22 protein-coding genes and 1 pseudogene are annotated in these 14,530 nt (G+C 69.4%); 14 read left to right on the forward strand and 9 right to left on the reverse strand.

Features of this window, described 5'->3' with window-relative positions:
- From V9E98_03725 to V9E98_03760, 8 genes are all read left to right on the forward strand, one after another.
- Positions 1 to 338, forward strand: a 338-nt coding sequence (locus tag V9E98_03725) for a hypothetical protein (protein MEI2716098.1), incomplete at its 5' end; no start/stop codon positions are given.
- Positions 338 to 514 carry an ATP-binding cassette domain-containing protein gene (locus tag V9E98_03730; protein ID MEI2716099.1) on the forward strand — a complete coding sequence of 59 codons (177 nt, stop codon included), beginning with the start codon at positions 338 to 340 and terminating at the stop codon, positions 512 to 514. The genes V9E98_03725 and V9E98_03730, both read left to right, overlap by 1 nt.
- Positions 515 to 1,008: 494 nt before the next feature.
- Positions 1,009 to 1,134 (forward strand): hypothetical protein, encoded by a 126-nt coding sequence (locus V9E98_03735; GenBank protein ID MEI2716100.1) that lies wholly within the window; start codon positions 1,009 to 1,011, stop codon positions 1,132 to 1,134.
- Between the two features lie 223 nt (positions 1,135 to 1,357).
- Positions 1,358 to 1,624 carry a hypothetical protein gene (locus tag V9E98_03740; GenBank protein MEI2716101.1) on the forward strand — a complete coding sequence of 89 codons (267 nt, stop codon included), beginning with the start codon at positions 1,358 to 1,360 and terminating at the stop codon, positions 1,622 to 1,624.
- A gap of 142 nt (positions 1,625 to 1,766) precedes the next feature.
- Positions 1,767 to 2,135, forward strand: coding sequence for an FtsX-like permease family protein (locus V9E98_03745; protein MEI2716102.1), 369 nt, complete (start codon positions 1,767 to 1,769; stop codon positions 2,133 to 2,135).
- The gene (locus V9E98_03750) at positions 2,089 to 2,748 is read left to right on the forward strand and encodes a hypothetical protein (GenBank protein ID MEI2716103.1); all 660 of its coding nucleotides are present in this window, start codon (positions 2,089 to 2,091) and stop codon (positions 2,746 to 2,748) included. Before V9E98_03745 ends, V9E98_03750 begins: the two co-directional genes overlap by 47 nt.
- Positions 2,679 to 3,143: a hypothetical protein gene (locus tag V9E98_03755; protein ID MEI2716104.1), complete on the forward strand. Its 465-nt coding sequence runs from the start codon at positions 2,679 to 2,681 to the stop codon at positions 3,141 to 3,143. The genes V9E98_03750 and V9E98_03755 overlap by 70 nt, the downstream gene beginning before the upstream one ends.
- A gap of 319 nt (positions 3,144 to 3,462) precedes the next feature.
- Complete coding sequence (locus V9E98_03760) at positions 3,463 to 3,873, forward strand: hypothetical protein (GenBank protein MEI2716105.1); 411 nt, start codon at positions 3,463 to 3,465, stop codon at positions 3,871 to 3,873.
- Between the two features lie 24 nt (positions 3,874 to 3,897).
- On the opposite strand, the gene V9E98_03765 is transcribed toward V9E98_03760, so the two are convergent.
- Positions 3,898 to 4,722 carry a lysylphosphatidylglycerol synthase domain-containing protein gene (locus V9E98_03765; GenBank protein ID MEI2716106.1) on the reverse strand — a complete coding sequence of 275 codons (825 nt, stop codon included), beginning with the start codon at positions 4,720 to 4,722 and terminating at the stop codon, positions 3,898 to 3,900.
- Positions 4,723 to 5,220: 498 nt separating this feature from the next.
- On the opposite strand from V9E98_03765, the gene V9E98_03770 reads away from it, so the two are divergent.
- Positions 5,221 to 6,285 (forward strand): LLM class flavin-dependent oxidoreductase, encoded by a 1,065-nt coding sequence (locus tag V9E98_03770; protein ID MEI2716107.1) that lies wholly within the window; start codon positions 5,221 to 5,223, stop codon positions 6,283 to 6,285.
- Here V9E98_03770 and V9E98_03775 read toward each other — a convergent pair.
- Positions 6,282 to 7,574 carry an acyl-CoA dehydrogenase family protein gene (locus V9E98_03775; GenBank protein ID MEI2716108.1) on the reverse strand — a complete coding sequence of 431 codons (1,293 nt, stop codon included), beginning with the start codon at positions 7,572 to 7,574 and terminating at the stop codon, positions 6,282 to 6,284. The genes V9E98_03770 and V9E98_03775 overlap by 4 nt on opposite strands.
- 169 nt (positions 7,575 to 7,743) lie before the next feature.
- Between V9E98_03775 and V9E98_03780 the strand changes: the two genes are divergently transcribed.
- From V9E98_03780 to V9E98_03795, 4 genes are all read left to right on the forward strand, one after another.
- Positions 7,744 to 8,139 carry a patatin-like phospholipase family protein gene (locus V9E98_03780; GenBank protein ID MEI2716109.1) on the forward strand — a complete coding sequence of 132 codons (396 nt, stop codon included), beginning with the start codon at positions 7,744 to 7,746 and terminating at the stop codon, positions 8,137 to 8,139.
- A gap of 48 nt (positions 8,140 to 8,187) precedes the next feature.
- A complete protein-coding gene (locus V9E98_03785; protein MEI2716110.1) occupies positions 8,188 to 8,673 on the forward strand; it encodes a patatin-like phospholipase family protein in 486 nt (161 codons plus the stop codon).
- A gap of 95 nt (positions 8,674 to 8,768) precedes the next feature.
- The gene (locus V9E98_03790) at positions 8,769 to 8,903 is read left to right on the forward strand and encodes a hypothetical protein (GenBank protein MEI2716111.1); all 135 of its coding nucleotides are present in this window, start codon (positions 8,769 to 8,771) and stop codon (positions 8,901 to 8,903) included.
- Entirely contained in the window at positions 8,890 to 9,888 is a 999-nt protein-coding gene (locus V9E98_03795; protein ID MEI2716112.1) for a glycoside hydrolase family 3 N-terminal domain-containing protein, read from the forward strand. The genes V9E98_03790 and V9E98_03795 overlap by 14 nt, the downstream gene beginning before the upstream one ends.
- Here V9E98_03795 and V9E98_03800 read toward each other — a convergent pair.
- From V9E98_03800 to V9E98_03825, 6 genes and pseudogenes are all read right to left on the reverse strand, one after another.
- On the reverse strand, positions 9,850 to 10,023 hold the full coding sequence (locus tag V9E98_03800; protein MEI2716113.1) for a hypothetical protein: 174 nt from the start codon (positions 10,021 to 10,023) through the stop codon (positions 9,850 to 9,852). The genes V9E98_03795 and V9E98_03800 overlap by 39 nt on opposite strands.
- Positions 10,024 to 10,132: 109 nt before the next feature.
- Positions 10,133 to 10,435 (reverse strand): annotated as a pseudogene (locus tag V9E98_03805) (hydroxymethylglutaryl-CoA lyase).
- A 202-nt stretch (positions 10,436 to 10,637) separates the two neighbouring features.
- Complete coding sequence (locus V9E98_03810; protein MEI2716114.1) at positions 10,638 to 10,862, reverse strand: hypothetical protein; 225 nt, start codon at positions 10,860 to 10,862, stop codon at positions 10,638 to 10,640.
- On the reverse strand, positions 10,859 to 11,224 hold the full coding sequence (locus tag V9E98_03815; GenBank protein ID MEI2716115.1) for a biotin/lipoyl-containing protein: 366 nt from the start codon (positions 11,222 to 11,224) through the stop codon (positions 10,859 to 10,861). Before V9E98_03815 ends, V9E98_03810 begins: the two co-directional genes overlap by 4 nt.
- Positions 11,190 to 12,296, reverse strand: coding sequence for a hypothetical protein (locus V9E98_03820; protein MEI2716116.1), 1,107 nt, complete (start codon positions 12,294 to 12,296; stop codon positions 11,190 to 11,192). The genes V9E98_03815 and V9E98_03820 overlap by 35 nt, the downstream gene beginning before the upstream one ends.
- Positions 12,293 to 13,756 carry a carboxyl transferase domain-containing protein gene (locus V9E98_03825; protein MEI2716117.1) on the reverse strand — a complete coding sequence of 488 codons (1,464 nt, stop codon included), beginning with the start codon at positions 13,754 to 13,756 and terminating at the stop codon, positions 12,293 to 12,295. Before V9E98_03825 ends, V9E98_03820 begins: the two co-directional genes overlap by 4 nt.
- On the opposite strand from V9E98_03825, the gene V9E98_03830 reads away from it, so the two are divergent.
- Positions 13,683 to 13,892, forward strand: coding sequence for a hypothetical protein (locus V9E98_03830; GenBank protein MEI2716118.1), 210 nt, complete (start codon positions 13,683 to 13,685; stop codon positions 13,890 to 13,892). The genes V9E98_03825 and V9E98_03830 overlap by 74 nt on opposite strands.
- Here the strand turns inward: V9E98_03830 and V9E98_03835 are convergent.
- Positions 13,876 to 14,475: a carboxyl transferase domain-containing protein gene (locus V9E98_03835; GenBank protein ID MEI2716119.1), complete on the reverse strand. Its 600-nt coding sequence runs from the start codon at positions 14,473 to 14,475 to the stop codon at positions 13,876 to 13,878. The genes V9E98_03830 and V9E98_03835 overlap by 17 nt on opposite strands.
- Positions 14,476 to 14,530 lie beyond the last annotated feature (55 nt).

A 14,530-nucleotide genomic window follows, 5' to 3' on the forward strand; every position in this document is an offset into this window, starting at 1 on the left:
TCGAACGCGATGGCCGCAAGCAGAATTCCCGGATCGTCGAGTCGGGCGGCTCGACGACGGCGCAGGCAGTGCCGGCGACCCCGGGCCGGCGCATCGGCGACCTGATCGAGATCGCCGGTGAGTTGAAGGCGGCCGACCGGGTGGTGGCCGACTCCGTCACCCGAACTGGCCACGGGGCGGGCGGTACGGGTGGTGGGCAAATGAACATCGCGGCCGAAGACCGTGCGCCGCTGATCCGGATTCGCGGCCTGTCCAAGGCCTACCAGCGCGGCGATCAGGCATCCCGGTGCTGGTCGACGTCGACCTGGACGTGGCGCACGGCGAGTTCGTCGCGCTGATGGGGCCCAGCGGCTCGGGCAAGAGCACGCTGCTCAACCTGATCGCCGGCATCGACCAGCCCAGCGGCGGCACGCATCGAGATCGGCGGCGTCGACATCGCCGCGCTGGGCGAAGGCGAGCTGGCCGACTGGCGCGCCGCGCAACGTCGGCTTCATCTTCCAGTTCTACAACCTGATGCCGGTGCTGACGGCCTTCGAGAACGTCGAGCTGCCGCTGCTGCTGACGCGCGCTGTCGCGCGCGCGAGCGCCGCGCAGCGCGTGAGCGCGGCGCTGGAGCTGGTGCGGCCTGGCCGACCGTGCCGACCACTACCCGAACGAGCTGTCGGGCGGCCAGCAGCAGCGCGTGGCGATCGCCCGCGCCCTGGTCACCGACCCGCACGCTGATCGTCGCCGACGAACCCACCGGCGACCTCGACCGCGCCACCGGCGAGCGAGGTGCTCGACCTGCTGGAGCCGCCTGCAGCGCGCGAACTCGGCAAGACCATCGTGATGGTCACCCACGACCCCAAGGCCGCGGCACGCGCGCGACCGCGTGGTGCACCTCGAAAAGGGCGTGCTGGTGCCGACGAGCTGCCGGCCTGGCGCCGACGAGCGCCGACGCCCGATGTTCCTGCTCACGCCTGCTGCTGAAGAACGCCTTCCGCCACAAGCTGCGCACGCTGCTGACGCATGGTCGGCCTGGTGGTGGCGATCTGCGCCTTCGGCCTGCTGCGCACCATCGTCGACGCCTGGTACGCCGGCGCCGAGGCCATCGTCGCAGCACGCGCCTGGTCACGCGCAGCGCCATCTCGCTGACCTTCGCCGCTGCCGCTCAACTACGCGCGAGCGCATGCGCGCGCGTCGACGGGCGTCAGCCGGCGTGTCGCTGGGCCAACTGGTTCGGCGGCGTCTACATCACCGAGCGCAACTTCTTCCCGCAGTTCGCGGTCGAGCCGGCCAGCTACCTGGCGCTGTACCCCGAGTATCGTGCTGCCCGACGCGCAGCGCGCAGGCCTTCCTGCGCGACCGCCAGGGCGCGGTGGTCGGCCGCAAGCTGGCCGACAAGTTCGGCTGGAAGATCGGCGACCAGATCCCGCTGCGCGGCACCATCTACCCCGGCACCTGGACCTTCACGCTGCGCGGCATCTACGACGGCGCCGACGCCAAGCACCGACGAGCAGCAGATGCTGTTCCACTGGGCACTACCTCAACGAGATCCATGCGCCAGCGCTGCGGCCACGCGCGCGCGACCAGCGTCGGCGTCTACGTCGTCGGGCATCCGCGAGCCCGACGACGCGGCAGCTGATCTCGCAGCGCATCGACGCGCAGTTCCGCAACTCGCTGGCCGAGACGCTGACCGAAACCGAGAAGGCCTTCCAGCTCGGCTTCGTCGTCGATGAGCGAGGCCATCCTGGTGGCCATCCAGGCGGTGAGCCTGCATCATCGTCGTGATCATCATGGCGGTGATGGCCAACACCATGACGATGACCGCGCGCGAACGCCTGGCCGAATACGCCACGCTGAAGGCGCTGGGCTTCTCGCCGGGCTTCGTGGTGCGCCTGCTGTTCGGCGAGAGCCTGGTGATCGCGCTGATCGGCGGCGCTGCTCGGGCATCGCTGCTGACGCTTGCCGCTGGCGGCGGCCTTCGCGCAAGGCGGTCGGGCACCCTGCTTCCGGTGTTCCGCGTGCTCGGCCACCACGATGGCTGCTGCAGGCGGCGCGGCCGCGCTGCTGGTGGGCGTCGTCGCCGCCGCCTGGCCGGCCTGGCAGATGAGCCGCATCGACATCGTCGCACGGCCTGCGCGCACGTGGCCTGAGCATGACAAGCCGTCCCGCTTCTCCTACATCGCGCGCAACCTGTGGGTGCGGCGCGTCACCACGCTGCTCACCGCCGGCGGCATGGCGCTGGTGGTCTACGTCTTCGCCACCGTGCTGATGATGAGCGAGGGCATCCGCGCCACGCTGGTCGCCACCGGCCAGCCCGACAACGTGATGGTGCTGCGCAAGGGCGCCGGCGCCGAGATCAACAGCGGCGATCGACGCGCGAGCAGGCCGGCGATCATCGAGAGCCTGCCCGGCATCGCCACCGACGCGCCAGGGCCGGCGCGCTGTGTCAGCAAGGAGCCGGTGGTGCTGAACAACCTGCCCAAGCGCGGCAGCGGCAAGCCCAGCAACGTGACGCGTGCGCGGCACCTCGCCGCCGGCGCTGGCAGCTGCGGCCGCAGGTGCGCGCTGGTCGAAGGGCGCATGTTCCGCCCGGCACCACGCGAGATCGTGGCCGGGCCGCGCGGTGGCCGGCGGCTTCGAGCGGCGTGCGGCCTGGGCGAGACGCTGCGCTTCGCGCGGCCGCGACTGGACCGGTGGTCGGCGTCTTCGACGCCGGCAGCAGCGGCTTCGATTCCGAGATCTGGGGCGATGCCGAACAGATGATGCAGGCCTTCCGCCGCCAGCGCCTTCTCGACCGTGGTCTTCCGCCTGGCCGACGCCGGCGACTTCGAGCGCGCGCGCAAGCCGCGATCGACGCCGACCCGCGCCTGACGCTCGAGGCCAAGCGCGAGGTCCGCTTCTACGCCGAGCAGAGCGAGGCGCTGGCCACCTTCATCCGCATCCTGGGCACTGTCGCTGGCGGTGATCTTCTCGATCGGCGCCATCGTCGGCGCCATGATCACGATGTTCGCCGCGGTGGCCTCAGCGCATCGGCGAGATCGGCACGCTGCGCGCGCTGGGCTTCCGGCGCGGCGCGGTGCTGGTGCGCCTTCCTGGCCGAAGCGCTGCTGCTGTCGCTGGTGGGCGGCGCTGATCGGGCTGGCGGCGGCCAGCGCTGATGCAGGCGGTGGACATTTCGACCACCAACTTCCAGACCTTCTGCCGAACTGGCCTTCCAGTTTCACGCTGACGCCGGCGATCGCCGCTGCAGACGCTGCTGTTCGCGCTGTTCATGGGCGTGGTCGGCGGCTTCATGCCGGCCTGGCGGGCGGCGCGGCTGAAGATCGTCGACTGCCTGCGCGCGGCCTGAGCATGCCAGCGCCTCGCGCTCCGGCCGCGGGACTGTCCACATGACCGCCCCTCGCGTCCCCATCCCGGTCCTGCTGCTGGCCTGGCTGGCCGCCAACGCGCTGGCGCTTCCGCTGGGCTGGTGGCTGGGTGCCAACGATTTTCGACGCCCAGGGCCTGGAGCGCAGCCTGCGCAACGCGTTCTATGGCGCCTTCATCGGCGCCTGCCAGGCGACGGCGCTGGCGCTGGCCCCCCGGCTGCGCCAGCCGCGCCTGCTGCTCTGGCCGCTGGCGATGTCGATCGGCTTTTGCCTGGGCGTGCTGCTGGTGAAGACGATCGAGCCGCAGTTGCCTCCCCGCCCGCCGCTGGTGAGCGGCCTGCTGTTCGGCGTTTGCATCGCGCCACCGGTGGTGCTCGCGCAATGGCTGTTCACTCGCCAGGTGTTCGAGGCGGCCGGCCAGCCCGCGGCCCGTCCTCGGCGGGGGCCGCGCAGTTGGTCGGTTGGATCCTGGTGGAGATGGCCTCGGCGCGGCTGGGCTACCAGGGGGTGCGGATCGTGATCGTGGGCAGCCTGCTGGGCCTGGTCACCGTCTGGCCGCTGTGGCGCCTGAGCCGCGCTCGAAGCCCGTGAAGGAATCAGCCGCACCCGAGCGGCTGATTCCTTCACAAGGCTCGTGACGCCTCGCGCTGATCGGGCCGGTCTGTCGAAACGCTAGTCGCGCGCCCGCAGGCCCGGAATGCCCAATGCCGTGACCAGCGACATCAGGCCGACCGCCGCGATCAAGGACAGATGGAACACCAACGAGGCCGCGACACTGACATCGGCATCGATGGCGAAGGAGCCCAACGCCAGCACGAAGGCGATCTGGAAGGTGCCGATGTAGCCGGGCGCCGAGGGGCAGCACCATGGCCAGCGTGAGCAAGGCATTGACCAGCACGATGGCCATCAGCGGCGCTTGCGCGTCGGCGGCGGCCAGTCCCAGCAGGATGGTGGCACTGACCGAGGCCCAGATCGCCAGCGTGACCGCCATGAACACGGCGGTGCGCCGCACGCCCCGCATCACCCGCAGGCCCTCGCACAGCTCACGGGTCTGGTGGGCGATCAGCCGCGCCGCGAAATCCGGCAACCACAATTCGACGACCCGACTGAACGACAGGATCCACTCCGGGCGCCAACGCGCCGCGAACACGAAACCGACGGCCAGCGCCGTAGCCAGCAAGGCGGCCACCCCGGTGGCGGTCAGCGACAGCGGCACGTCAGGTGCGAGGATGAGCGCGAGCGCCAGCCCTCCCAACGCGACGGCCAGGTCGGTCGCGCGTTCGATCGCCATGGCCGCGACCATGGCCGCCGGCCGGGTGCCGCTGATGCGATTGCCCACCACCACCCGAGCCACTTCCCCCGCCTGCATCGGCAACGCGAGATTGCCGGAGATAGCCGGCGATGATCGAGGGCAGGCTGCCTGGCAGGTCGGCCGGCGAGCGACCCAGCAACAGCGAGACGCGGGCGGCCCGCAGCAAGATGGTGAGGCAGCTCAGGCCGATCGCCCCCACCAGCAGCATGCCGTCGGTGGACGTCAGCCGCTCGACGATGGTCTCCAGATGGGCATCGCGCAGCGACCACCAGAGGTAGACCGCGCTGGCAACCGCGCCGAGCGCGAGCGTGCCGATGACCATCGACCTCTTCAAACTGAGTGCGGGGGCTTCCACGATCTCCTCGATCGGACCGGGCGGCGGGCGTCGCCGCGAGCCCCGGATTCTAGTTGGGAAGATGGGTCGAGTCCAAAGCGCCCGCTTGCCAGTGACGGCAATTCGGACGAACCGCCGAAAACACCGGGAGCGAAACGCCGGTCGCCCCCGCCAGCGCGGTTCTGGTAGGGTTCCTACGACCCCCCTGAGGAGACGATCCGATGCCGAGCCTGGAGTACGGCTGGTTCCTGCCCACATCGGGCGACACCAGCGCCTATTCGAATCGCGACGCGGCGATCCCGCCCTCGCTCGACTTGTTCGATCGCATCACCCAGGCCGCCGAAGCGGGGGGCTTCGACTACCTGCTGGTGCCGGTGGCTTCGGCCTGCTGGGATGCCTACGCCACCTCGGCGATGATGCTGGCCCGAACCACCCGCATCCGGATGCTGGTGGCGGCGCGGCCCGGTTATGTGAAGCCGATCCTGCTGGCGAGGATGATCGCCGCGCTGGACCGGCTGTCGGGCGGGCGGGTGGCGGTGAACCTGATCGCCGGGCAAAGCGATGACGAGGCCCGCCAGGACGGCATCCTGCTCTCGAAGGAAGAACGCTACGAACTCATGGAAGAGGACGTGGCGGTGATGAAGGCGCTGTGGACCACGCCCGGCGCCGTCAGCTTCGAGGGACGCCATCACCGTCTGCAAGGCGCCCGCATCGCGCCACGCCCCTTGCAGACCCCGCATCCGCGCTTCTACCTGGGCGGCGGCTCGGGCCAGGCCTGGGAGCTGTCGGCCCGGCACGCCGACACCCATCTGTTCTGGGGCGACACCCCCGAGCGGATCGCATCGAACATGCGCGACATCCGCGCACTGGCCGCGCGCCACGGCCGCGAGCACGCCATCGGCTTCGGCATGCGGCTGCAGATCGTGTGTCGTGAGACCGAACAGGAGGCCTGGGATGCCGCGCACGCGCTGGTGGCCGGCGTCACCGAGGCGCAGACCGAATTCATCCGCAGCCACTACGCGGTGTCCGAGGCCAATCGCCGGGTGCAGGAACTGGCGCGCACCCATGGCGAGCTGATCGCACCGCACTTGTGGACCGGCATCACCAAGGTACGTCCCGGCGCGGGTATCGCGGTGGTGGGCAACCCGCGCCAGTGCGCCGACACCTTGCAGCAGTTCGTCGACCTGGGATGCCGTTCGTTTTGCCTGTCGGGCTACCTGCACGACGAGGAAGCGACCCGCTTCGCCCGTTGGGTGAGACCGTTGATGGACGAACGCAACCGCTAGGCTCCCGGGGCCGGCGCCTTGTGCTCGTACAGCGCGAAACCGGCGTCGCGCGGGATGCAGACATAGCGCCCGTCGGGGCGGTTCTCCACCCAGGGCTTGATCGGCACGATCGTCGAGGCGCGAGTGCCCTCGAATGCTGCCGCCACCGAATTGAATTGCGCCAGCCGCACCACATTGGACAACGTGGGGAAGATCACCGTGCGCCGGCCCTCGCGCGCATCCTCGATCACCTGCTTCGGGCTGATCCACACCGAATCGACGTTCTCGTGGCCGTCGTGCGCCGCGATCTGGTCGGCCGGCACCCGGGCGAGGTAGAAATGGGTGTCGAAGCGCTTGGGCATGAACTCGGGCGTGATCCAGTGCGAGAAATGCTCCAGATCGTCGCTGGCCAGTTGCAGGTCGCCCTCGATCAGCAGATCGCCCAGTGTCAGCTTGTTCGCGTTCAGGCCGTCGCGCCAGCGGGCCTGGGCCCCGTTGAGCGTCATGGCGGCGCCACCGCGCTGACGCGCGAGCAGGATGCCCGACTCCTCGAACGCTTCGCGGATTGCGGCGGCACGCAGCGTCGATTGCTCGACGCTTGGCTGTCGATACGCGGCCACGCGCTCGAGCACCCGGGCATCGCCATCCTGCGGATCGACCTTGCCGCCCGGGAACACCAGCGCGCCCGAGGCGAAATCGATCTGATGGTGCCGCACGACCATGAACACTTCGAGGCCTTGCGCGCCATCGCGCAACAGCATGATGGTGGCCGCGGGGACCGGGGTGGCGATGGCGAAGCTACCCGGGCGCCACGGTGAAGCCCGGCGTACCCGGACGGCACGATGATGGCGGAAATCTCCGGTCGGCCGTCCTCGTCGATCCCGGTTACGGGCGGTCACGGTGACCAGCCCGGTGATGTCGGTGCCCGAGTTGGTGATGAACGCCTTGGTGCCGTTGATGACCCATTGACCGCCGTCAAGCGTGGCGGTGGTGCGAGATGTCCCCCGCGTCGGATGCCGCCGCCCGGCTCGGTGAGGCCGAACGCCCCCAGCATCCGGCCCGACGTCAGAGCGGGGAGCCACTGCCCGCTTCTGCTCCTCGGTGCCGAACCGGTAGATCGGCATCGCCCCCAGCGACACTCCGGCCTCCAGCGTGATCGCCACGGATGAGTCCACCCGGGCCAGCTCCTCGATGGCCAGGCACAGCGCGAAGTAGTCCCCGCCCATGCCGCCGTACTCCTCGGGGAACGGCAGGCCGAACAGCCCCATCTCGCCCATCTGGCGCACGATGTCGTAGGGGAACTCGCTCACGTTCGTAGAAGTCGCCGATGACCGGCGCCACGACGTCGTGGGCGAACTGTTCGACGGTCTTGCGCAGATCCTCGTGCTCGGATGACAAACGGAAATCGGGCACTGGACTCTCCTCCGGCTCGCGTGCCCTCATACGATCCCATGCCTGCCAACGTGTCAGGCTGGGCGGGTGCCTCGGATCGGACTCGTACTCGGCGGCGGCGGGATCACCGGAACCGCCTTCCACGCCGGTGTGCTCACCGCACTGGCCCAACAGGGGTGGGACGCCCGCGACGCGGAGGTCATCGTCGGCACCTCCGCGGGCTCCACGTCCGCAGCACTGCTGCGTGCCGGCTTCCCCCCGGCGGAGTACCTCAACCGAGTATCGGGGCGCCCGGTTTCAGCCGAGGCCGCTCGGGTGCTCGACCGCATCGGGGTCGATCCCGCAACCACCGCGACGTCGCCGCGGACCATTGCGACCTGCCTCCCCTCGGCTGCTTCGCGCTGTTGTGGGCAATCCTCTGAGGTTCCCCCTGGGGGTGGCGCTCGCGGCTCTTCTGCCGACCGGCACCATCTCGGTCGATGAGGTCAACCCTGGATTCGGTCGCTGTTCGAGGAATGGCCGCAGCGACCCATGTGGATCACCGCAGTGAATCTGGGAAGCGGCCAGCGCACAGTGTTCGGGCGAGATGCTGTCACGACGGTGCCGCTGGCGGTCAGTGCCTCGTGCGCGATTCCCGGGTACTTCAGCCCGATCGATATCGACGGTGAGCGATACGTGGACGGCGGTGCGCATTCGGTGTGCAACTTGGACCTGCTCGCGGGGCCCCTGCCCGACGGCCCCCCACTGGACCTGATCCTCGTCTCCGCCCCGCTGAGCACAACCGATCCGTTCGCACTCGAGTTGGTCAACATCCCGCGGTCACCGCTGCGGCGCCAGCTTGACCGTGAGATCGCCGCGGTCACCCGTCATGGCACCCCCGTCGTCGTGTTTCAGCCCGACTCTCATCTGCGCCATTTGATGGGGCTGAACTCGATGGACCTGGCCAAGCGGCCCGCCGTCGGTCTCGCCGCGTGCGAACTCGCGGCCCGAGTCATCCGGGAGCATTTGTCCGGCTGATGAGTCGCCGAACACGTGACTGGGTCGGAGCACCCCGGATTCCGGGGGACAATCGCAGGGAGCCGCAGAAGGACCGCAGAAGGAAGGGCCAAGCCATGCGCATCACCACAGCCGCCGCAGCGGGATTGACGGTCGCCGTGCTCCTGCCCGGGGTCGCGGCGGCGCACGGGGAGTCGATCGGTGCGGTGTCGGGGCGATCTCTCGGGGTCCGCCACTGTGACAGTCGATGAGCAAGCCGGGGACGAGCAGGTGTCCAACCGGACCCTGGCAGCCGACGTCCTGTTCGGGTGCACCGACATGCGCAACGCCGGCATGCAACGCCGGATGGCGAAGGAAGGTATGGCCGGGATCGTCCTACTCGGCAACGACGCCCCCAGCGACTTGCGGCGGCAGTTGACGCGTGTGGAACGCGCGGCGCCGCAGGGGCATGAGCCCCTGATCGCCTCCGACGAGGAGGGCGGTTCAGTACAGCGGCTCGACTCCGTGATCCGCCCATTGCCGTCGGCGGAGACCATGGGCAACTGGCCGGTGGCCAAACTGCAGCGTGTGGCTGCGAAATACGGTCGTGGAATGGCGCAACTGGGAGTGCTGATGAGTCTGGCTCCTGTCGCTGATCTGCGGGTGCCCGGCTCCTACATCGACGATCTGGGGCGATCCTTCGGGTCCAGTCCGAGCCATGTGGGCAAGGACGTCATCGCGTGGTCTCGTGGTCTGCAAGAGTCGGGGGTCGCTCCGGTCGTCAAGCATTGGCCGGGCCACGGCCATGCCCGTGACACCCACCAGTTCGCGGCCCGCGTCCCCAACCGCGCCCAACTGGAGCGCGCCGACATGGTGCCCTTCGAGGACGCCTTCGCCGCGGGTGTTCCCGCCGTGATGGTCGCGCACGTGCAGTCGCGGGGCCTGACGCCGAACGGTGTTCCCGCCACGCAGTCGCGCAAGGCGATCTCCGTGCTCCGCGGCCAGGCCGGACCCGACACGGTCATCATCACCGACTCTCTGTCCATGGCGGCGGCATCGTCCGCGCGGGGGCTGACCGAGGCCCAGGCCACCGTCGCCTCCTTGCGTGCCGGTGTCGACTGGGCGATGACCTGCTCGACCGATCCGATCGGAGTCGTCAAGGCCGTCAAGCGCGCGATCGACCGCGGAACGCTCGATCGGGATCAACTGCTGCAGTCCTCAGATCGCATCAGGGCGCTGAAGGACTCGCTGACCTGAAGCGCCGCGTGCCAAAGCGGTCACGACACGACTGGGGCTGGGGCGGCCGAGGTGGCCGGCCAGCCACACGCTCGTCTCGACCAGCGCGGGCAGGTCGACGCCGGTGTCGATGCCGAGGCCGTCCAGCATCCACACCAGGTCCTCGGTGGCCAGGTTGCCGGTGGCCGACTTCGGCGTAGGGGCACCCGCCCAGGCCGCCCGCGCTGCTGTCGACCGTCGTGATGCCGGCCTGCAACGAGGCGAGAGTGTTGGCGAGCGCCTGGCCGTAGGTGTCGTGGAAGTGCACGCCGACGGTGTCGAGCGCGATCCCGGCATCGGCGAGCTCGCCGAGCAGTCCCGTGACCTGGCCCGGGGTCGCGACGCCGATGGTGTCGCCGAGACTGAGCGAGGTGCAGCCGGCGTCAACCAACTGGCGGCACACATCGATGACCTGCTGCGGCGGCACCCGACCTTCCCACGGGTCGCCGAAACACATCGACACGTAGCCCCGCACTGTCATACCGCGTCGGGCGACAGCCGCGGTAATGACGGGGGCGAACATCTCCATCTGCGTCGGCCAACGAACGGTTGAGGTTCTTCTGCGCGAAGGTCTCGGTCGCGCTGGCGAACACTGCGATGTCGGTGGCCCCCACGTCGATCGCACCCTGCAGGCCCCGCAGGTTGGGCACCAGCACCGGGTACCGGGTGCCCTCGCGCCGCGTGATGCCGGACATGAGCATCCACCGGCATCGGCCAGTTGCGGCACCCACTCAGGACGCACGAACGATGTCGCCTCGACGATCGGGAGACCCGCGGCCGCGAGCCGTTCGATGAACTCGACCTTCACGCTTGTGTCGCATGATCCCCGGTTCGTTTTGCAGTCCGTCGCGCGCGCCCACTTCCCAGATGGTGACCCGTTCGGGAAGTCCGGGCAGGGAGACGACGTCCGGCAGGGCAGCGGCTTCGGACGGGACGGCGTCGGGCAACTCACTCATCGTCGGCCTCCAGCAGGACGAGCAACTCGTCCATCGCCACCTGCGCGCCGGTGACAACGGCGACGTCGCGGACTGTCGCATGCCGCCGGAGCAGTCAGGGTGTGTTCCATCTTCATGGCCTCGACCGTGACGAGCGGGGCGCCTTCAGCGACCCGGTCCCCCGCGGCGACAGCGACGGCGATCACCGTGCCGGGCATGGGACTGTGCACGGCACCGACTCCTGCCGTGCCCGCCGCGCCACCCTCGGCGGCGAGCCGTTCAGTCTCGGTGAAACGCTCGGTCACGCCGTCGGCGGCCAACCAGACGTCAGTACCGGCGCGGGCTACGTCATAGGGCCGTGTGTCCCCGTTCGCGGTGACCACGAGTAGGTCGCCGCGCCACTCGGCGCGGACAGCGCTCAGCGCGCGGCTCGTCGTCGATGACGACGGTGCAGTCCGTGCGCCAGCGCCGGTGATGCGCCACCTGATGGGACGACGTCCGCCCGGCGATCGCAGGGTCAGACCAGACTGCTGCAGGCGGTCCGCCCAGCCGCCAGCCGTCCGGCACGGCCCAGGGGTCCGCACGGAACCTGTCGGGTGTCAGCGCCAGCAGCCATTCCAGCCGCGGCGGCGGCGACGCAGTGGTCTGGTCGGCGCGGGATCCGCCGCGATGTCCGGGTGCTGTTCGATCAGGCCGGTGTGCAACTCGGCGCTGCGAACCGACGGCAGACCCAACAGCCGGGTCAGGAATCGGGTGTTGGTGGCGACACCCGAGGTAGGTGGTACGCGTCAGCGCTTGGGTGAGTCGATCCAGGGCGGTCTCGCGATCGGCCGCGGCGACGATGACCTTGGCGAGCATGGGGTCGTAGTCCCCCGTGATCGCCTGACCGGCGACGACTCCCGAGTCCACCCGCACCGTCGGTCGGTTCGCGGATGGTGAGCAGCCGACCGGAACTCGGCAGGAAGTCGCGGCCGGGATCCTCCGCGTAGATCGCGCGCCTCGATCGCGTGACCGGTCAGCTCCGGGGCCTCGGGTGAGGTAGTCGCTCCCCAGCGGCGATCCGCAGCTGCCACTCGACGAGGTCCCACGCCGGTGACCATCTCGGTCACGGGATGTTCGACCTGAAGACGGGTGTTCATCTCGAGGAAGTAGAACGAGTCGGGGTCGCGGCCATCGACGATGAACTCCACTGTCCCCGCGCCGACGTATGCCGCAGGAGCGTGCGGCATCGACGGCCGCCCTGCCCAGTCGCTCGCGGACGGCGGGAGTCACGAAGGGCGACGGGGCCTCTTCGATCACCTTCTGGTGACGCCGTTGCAGACTGCACTCCCGCTCGCCCAGATGGATGACGTTGCCGTGTGCGTCAGCCAAGACCTGCACCTCGATGTGCCGCGGCCGGTCGATGTAACGCTCCACGAGCAATCGTGTCGTCGCCGAAGGAGCGCCGTGCCTCACGCCGCGCTGCTGCGATACCGGCGGCAGACCTCTGATTCGTCGCGGATGACGCGCATCCCTTTGCCGCCGCCGCCGGCCGAAGGTTTCAGGATCGATGGGTATCCAATCTCGGCAACTGCTGCCGCGACATTGGCGTCGGACATGTCCGGGTCGTGGCGCCCCGGCACCACCGGAACGCCCGCCGCCGAGACTGTGTTCTTGGCCGCGATCTTGTCGCCCATGCCCTCGATCGCCGCGACCGGCGGGCCGACGAAGACGATACCCGCCTGCGCACACGCCGTGGCGAAGTCGGGGTTCTCGCTGAGGAATCCGTAGCCGGGGTGGATCGCCTGGGCTCCGGTGAGGCGGGCTGCCGCGATGACCGCGTCGATGTCCAGGTAGGACTGCGCGGCCGGGGCGGGACCGATGCGCACTGCTTCGTCGGCCTCGAGCACATGGCGGGATCCGGAATCAACGTCGCTGTAGACAGCCACCGAGCGGATTCCCATCGCCCGCAGAGTGCGGATCACGCGCACGGCGATCTCGCCGCGATTGGCGATCAGGACCGTGTCGTACATCCCCATCACATCCGGAACACGCCGCAGCGAGATCGGCTCCAGGGGTGCCAGCGCACACACACCGAGGGCCAGGCCGACGACCCGGCGGGTGTCAAGCGGGTCGATGACACCGTCATCCCACAGTCGGGCGGTCGCGTAGTACGGACTGCCCTTCTCCTCATATGACTGCCGGATCGGATCCTTGAACTCCTCCTCGGCGGTCACCGGCCACTCTTCGCCGCGCGCCTCGAACTGCTCGCGGCGCACCGTCGCGAGGACAGAGGCGGCCTGCTCACCGCCCATGACCGAGATACGCGCGTTCGGCCACATCCACAAGAACCTGGGCGAGTAGGCCCGGCCGCACATGGAGTAGTTGCCCGCCCCGAAGGACCCTCCGATAACGACGGTCAACTTGGGCACCCGGGCGCAGGCCACGGCGGTGACCATCTTGGCGCCGTTCTTGGCGATGCCTCCGGCCTCGTAGTCGCGGCCGACCATGAAACCGCTGATGTTCTGCAAGAACAGCAATGGGATCCGACGCTGGTCGCACAGCTCGATGAAGTGGGCGCCCTTGAGTGCGGATTCCGAGAACAGGACCCCGTTGTTGGCGATGATGCCGACCGGGTGTCCCATGATGTGCGCGAAGCCAGTGACCAACGTGGTGCCGTACTCGGACTTGAACTCCGTGAACTCGCTGCCGTCCACAAGTCGGGCGATGATCTCGCGGACGTCATAGGGCGTGCGGGTGTCCTGCGGGATCACGGAGTACAGGGTCGTAGGGTCCACGGCGGGCTCGGCGGGATCGCGGACCTGCCAGGGCGCGGCCGGGGGTGGCGGCAGTGTGTCGACGATGTCCCGGACGATCTGTAGGGCGTGGGCGATCGTTGTCCGCGAGATGGTCGGTGACCCCCGACGTGCGGGAATGAAGTTCGCCGCCGCCGAGGTCCTCGGCAGTCACGACTTCGCCGGTGGCGGCTCGTCACCAGCGGGGGGTCCGCCCAAGAAGATCGTGCCCTGGTTGCGCACGATGACCGCCTCGTCGCTCATGGCGGGCACGTAGGCGCCGCCCGGCGGTGCATGACCCCATCACCGCGGCGATCTGCGGGATGCCTCGAGCGCGGACAGGCGCGCCTGGTTGTAGAAGATGCGTCCGAAGTGCTCGCGGTCGGGGAACACATCCTCCTGCATCGGCAGGAACGCCCCGCCGGAGTCGACCAGAGCAGATGCACGGCAGCCGGTTCTGCGCCGCGACCTCCTGCGCGCGCAGGTGCTTCTTCACCGTCATCGGGTAGTAGGTGCCGCCCTTGACGGTGGCGTCGTTGGCGATCGACCATGCACAGCCGCTCGTTGATGCGCCCCACGCCGGTGATGATCCCGGCGGCCGGCGCTTCGTCGTCGTACATGCCGGTCGCGGCCAGCGGGGACAGTTCCAGGAACGGCGATCCAGGGTCGAGGAGGTGATCGACACGCTGCCGGGGCAGGAGTTTGCCCCGTTCGACGTGGCGGCTGCGCGACCGCTCCGGGCCGCCCTGCGCGGCGACGGCCAGCCGAGCGTGAAGATCGGCGGCGATTTCCCGGTTGGCGGTGTCGTTGGCCAGTGCCTGCGCAGAGGACGGGTCGATGCGCGTACCCAGGACTGTCATCCGCCGCGCCCCTCTGTGTCGTGGCTGTCCATGCCGACGTCTCACGGTAGCCGAA

Source organism: Candidatus Nanopelagicales bacterium, from assembly GCA_037045355.1.
Classification (GTDB): domain Bacteria; phylum Actinomycetota; class Actinomycetes; order S36-B12.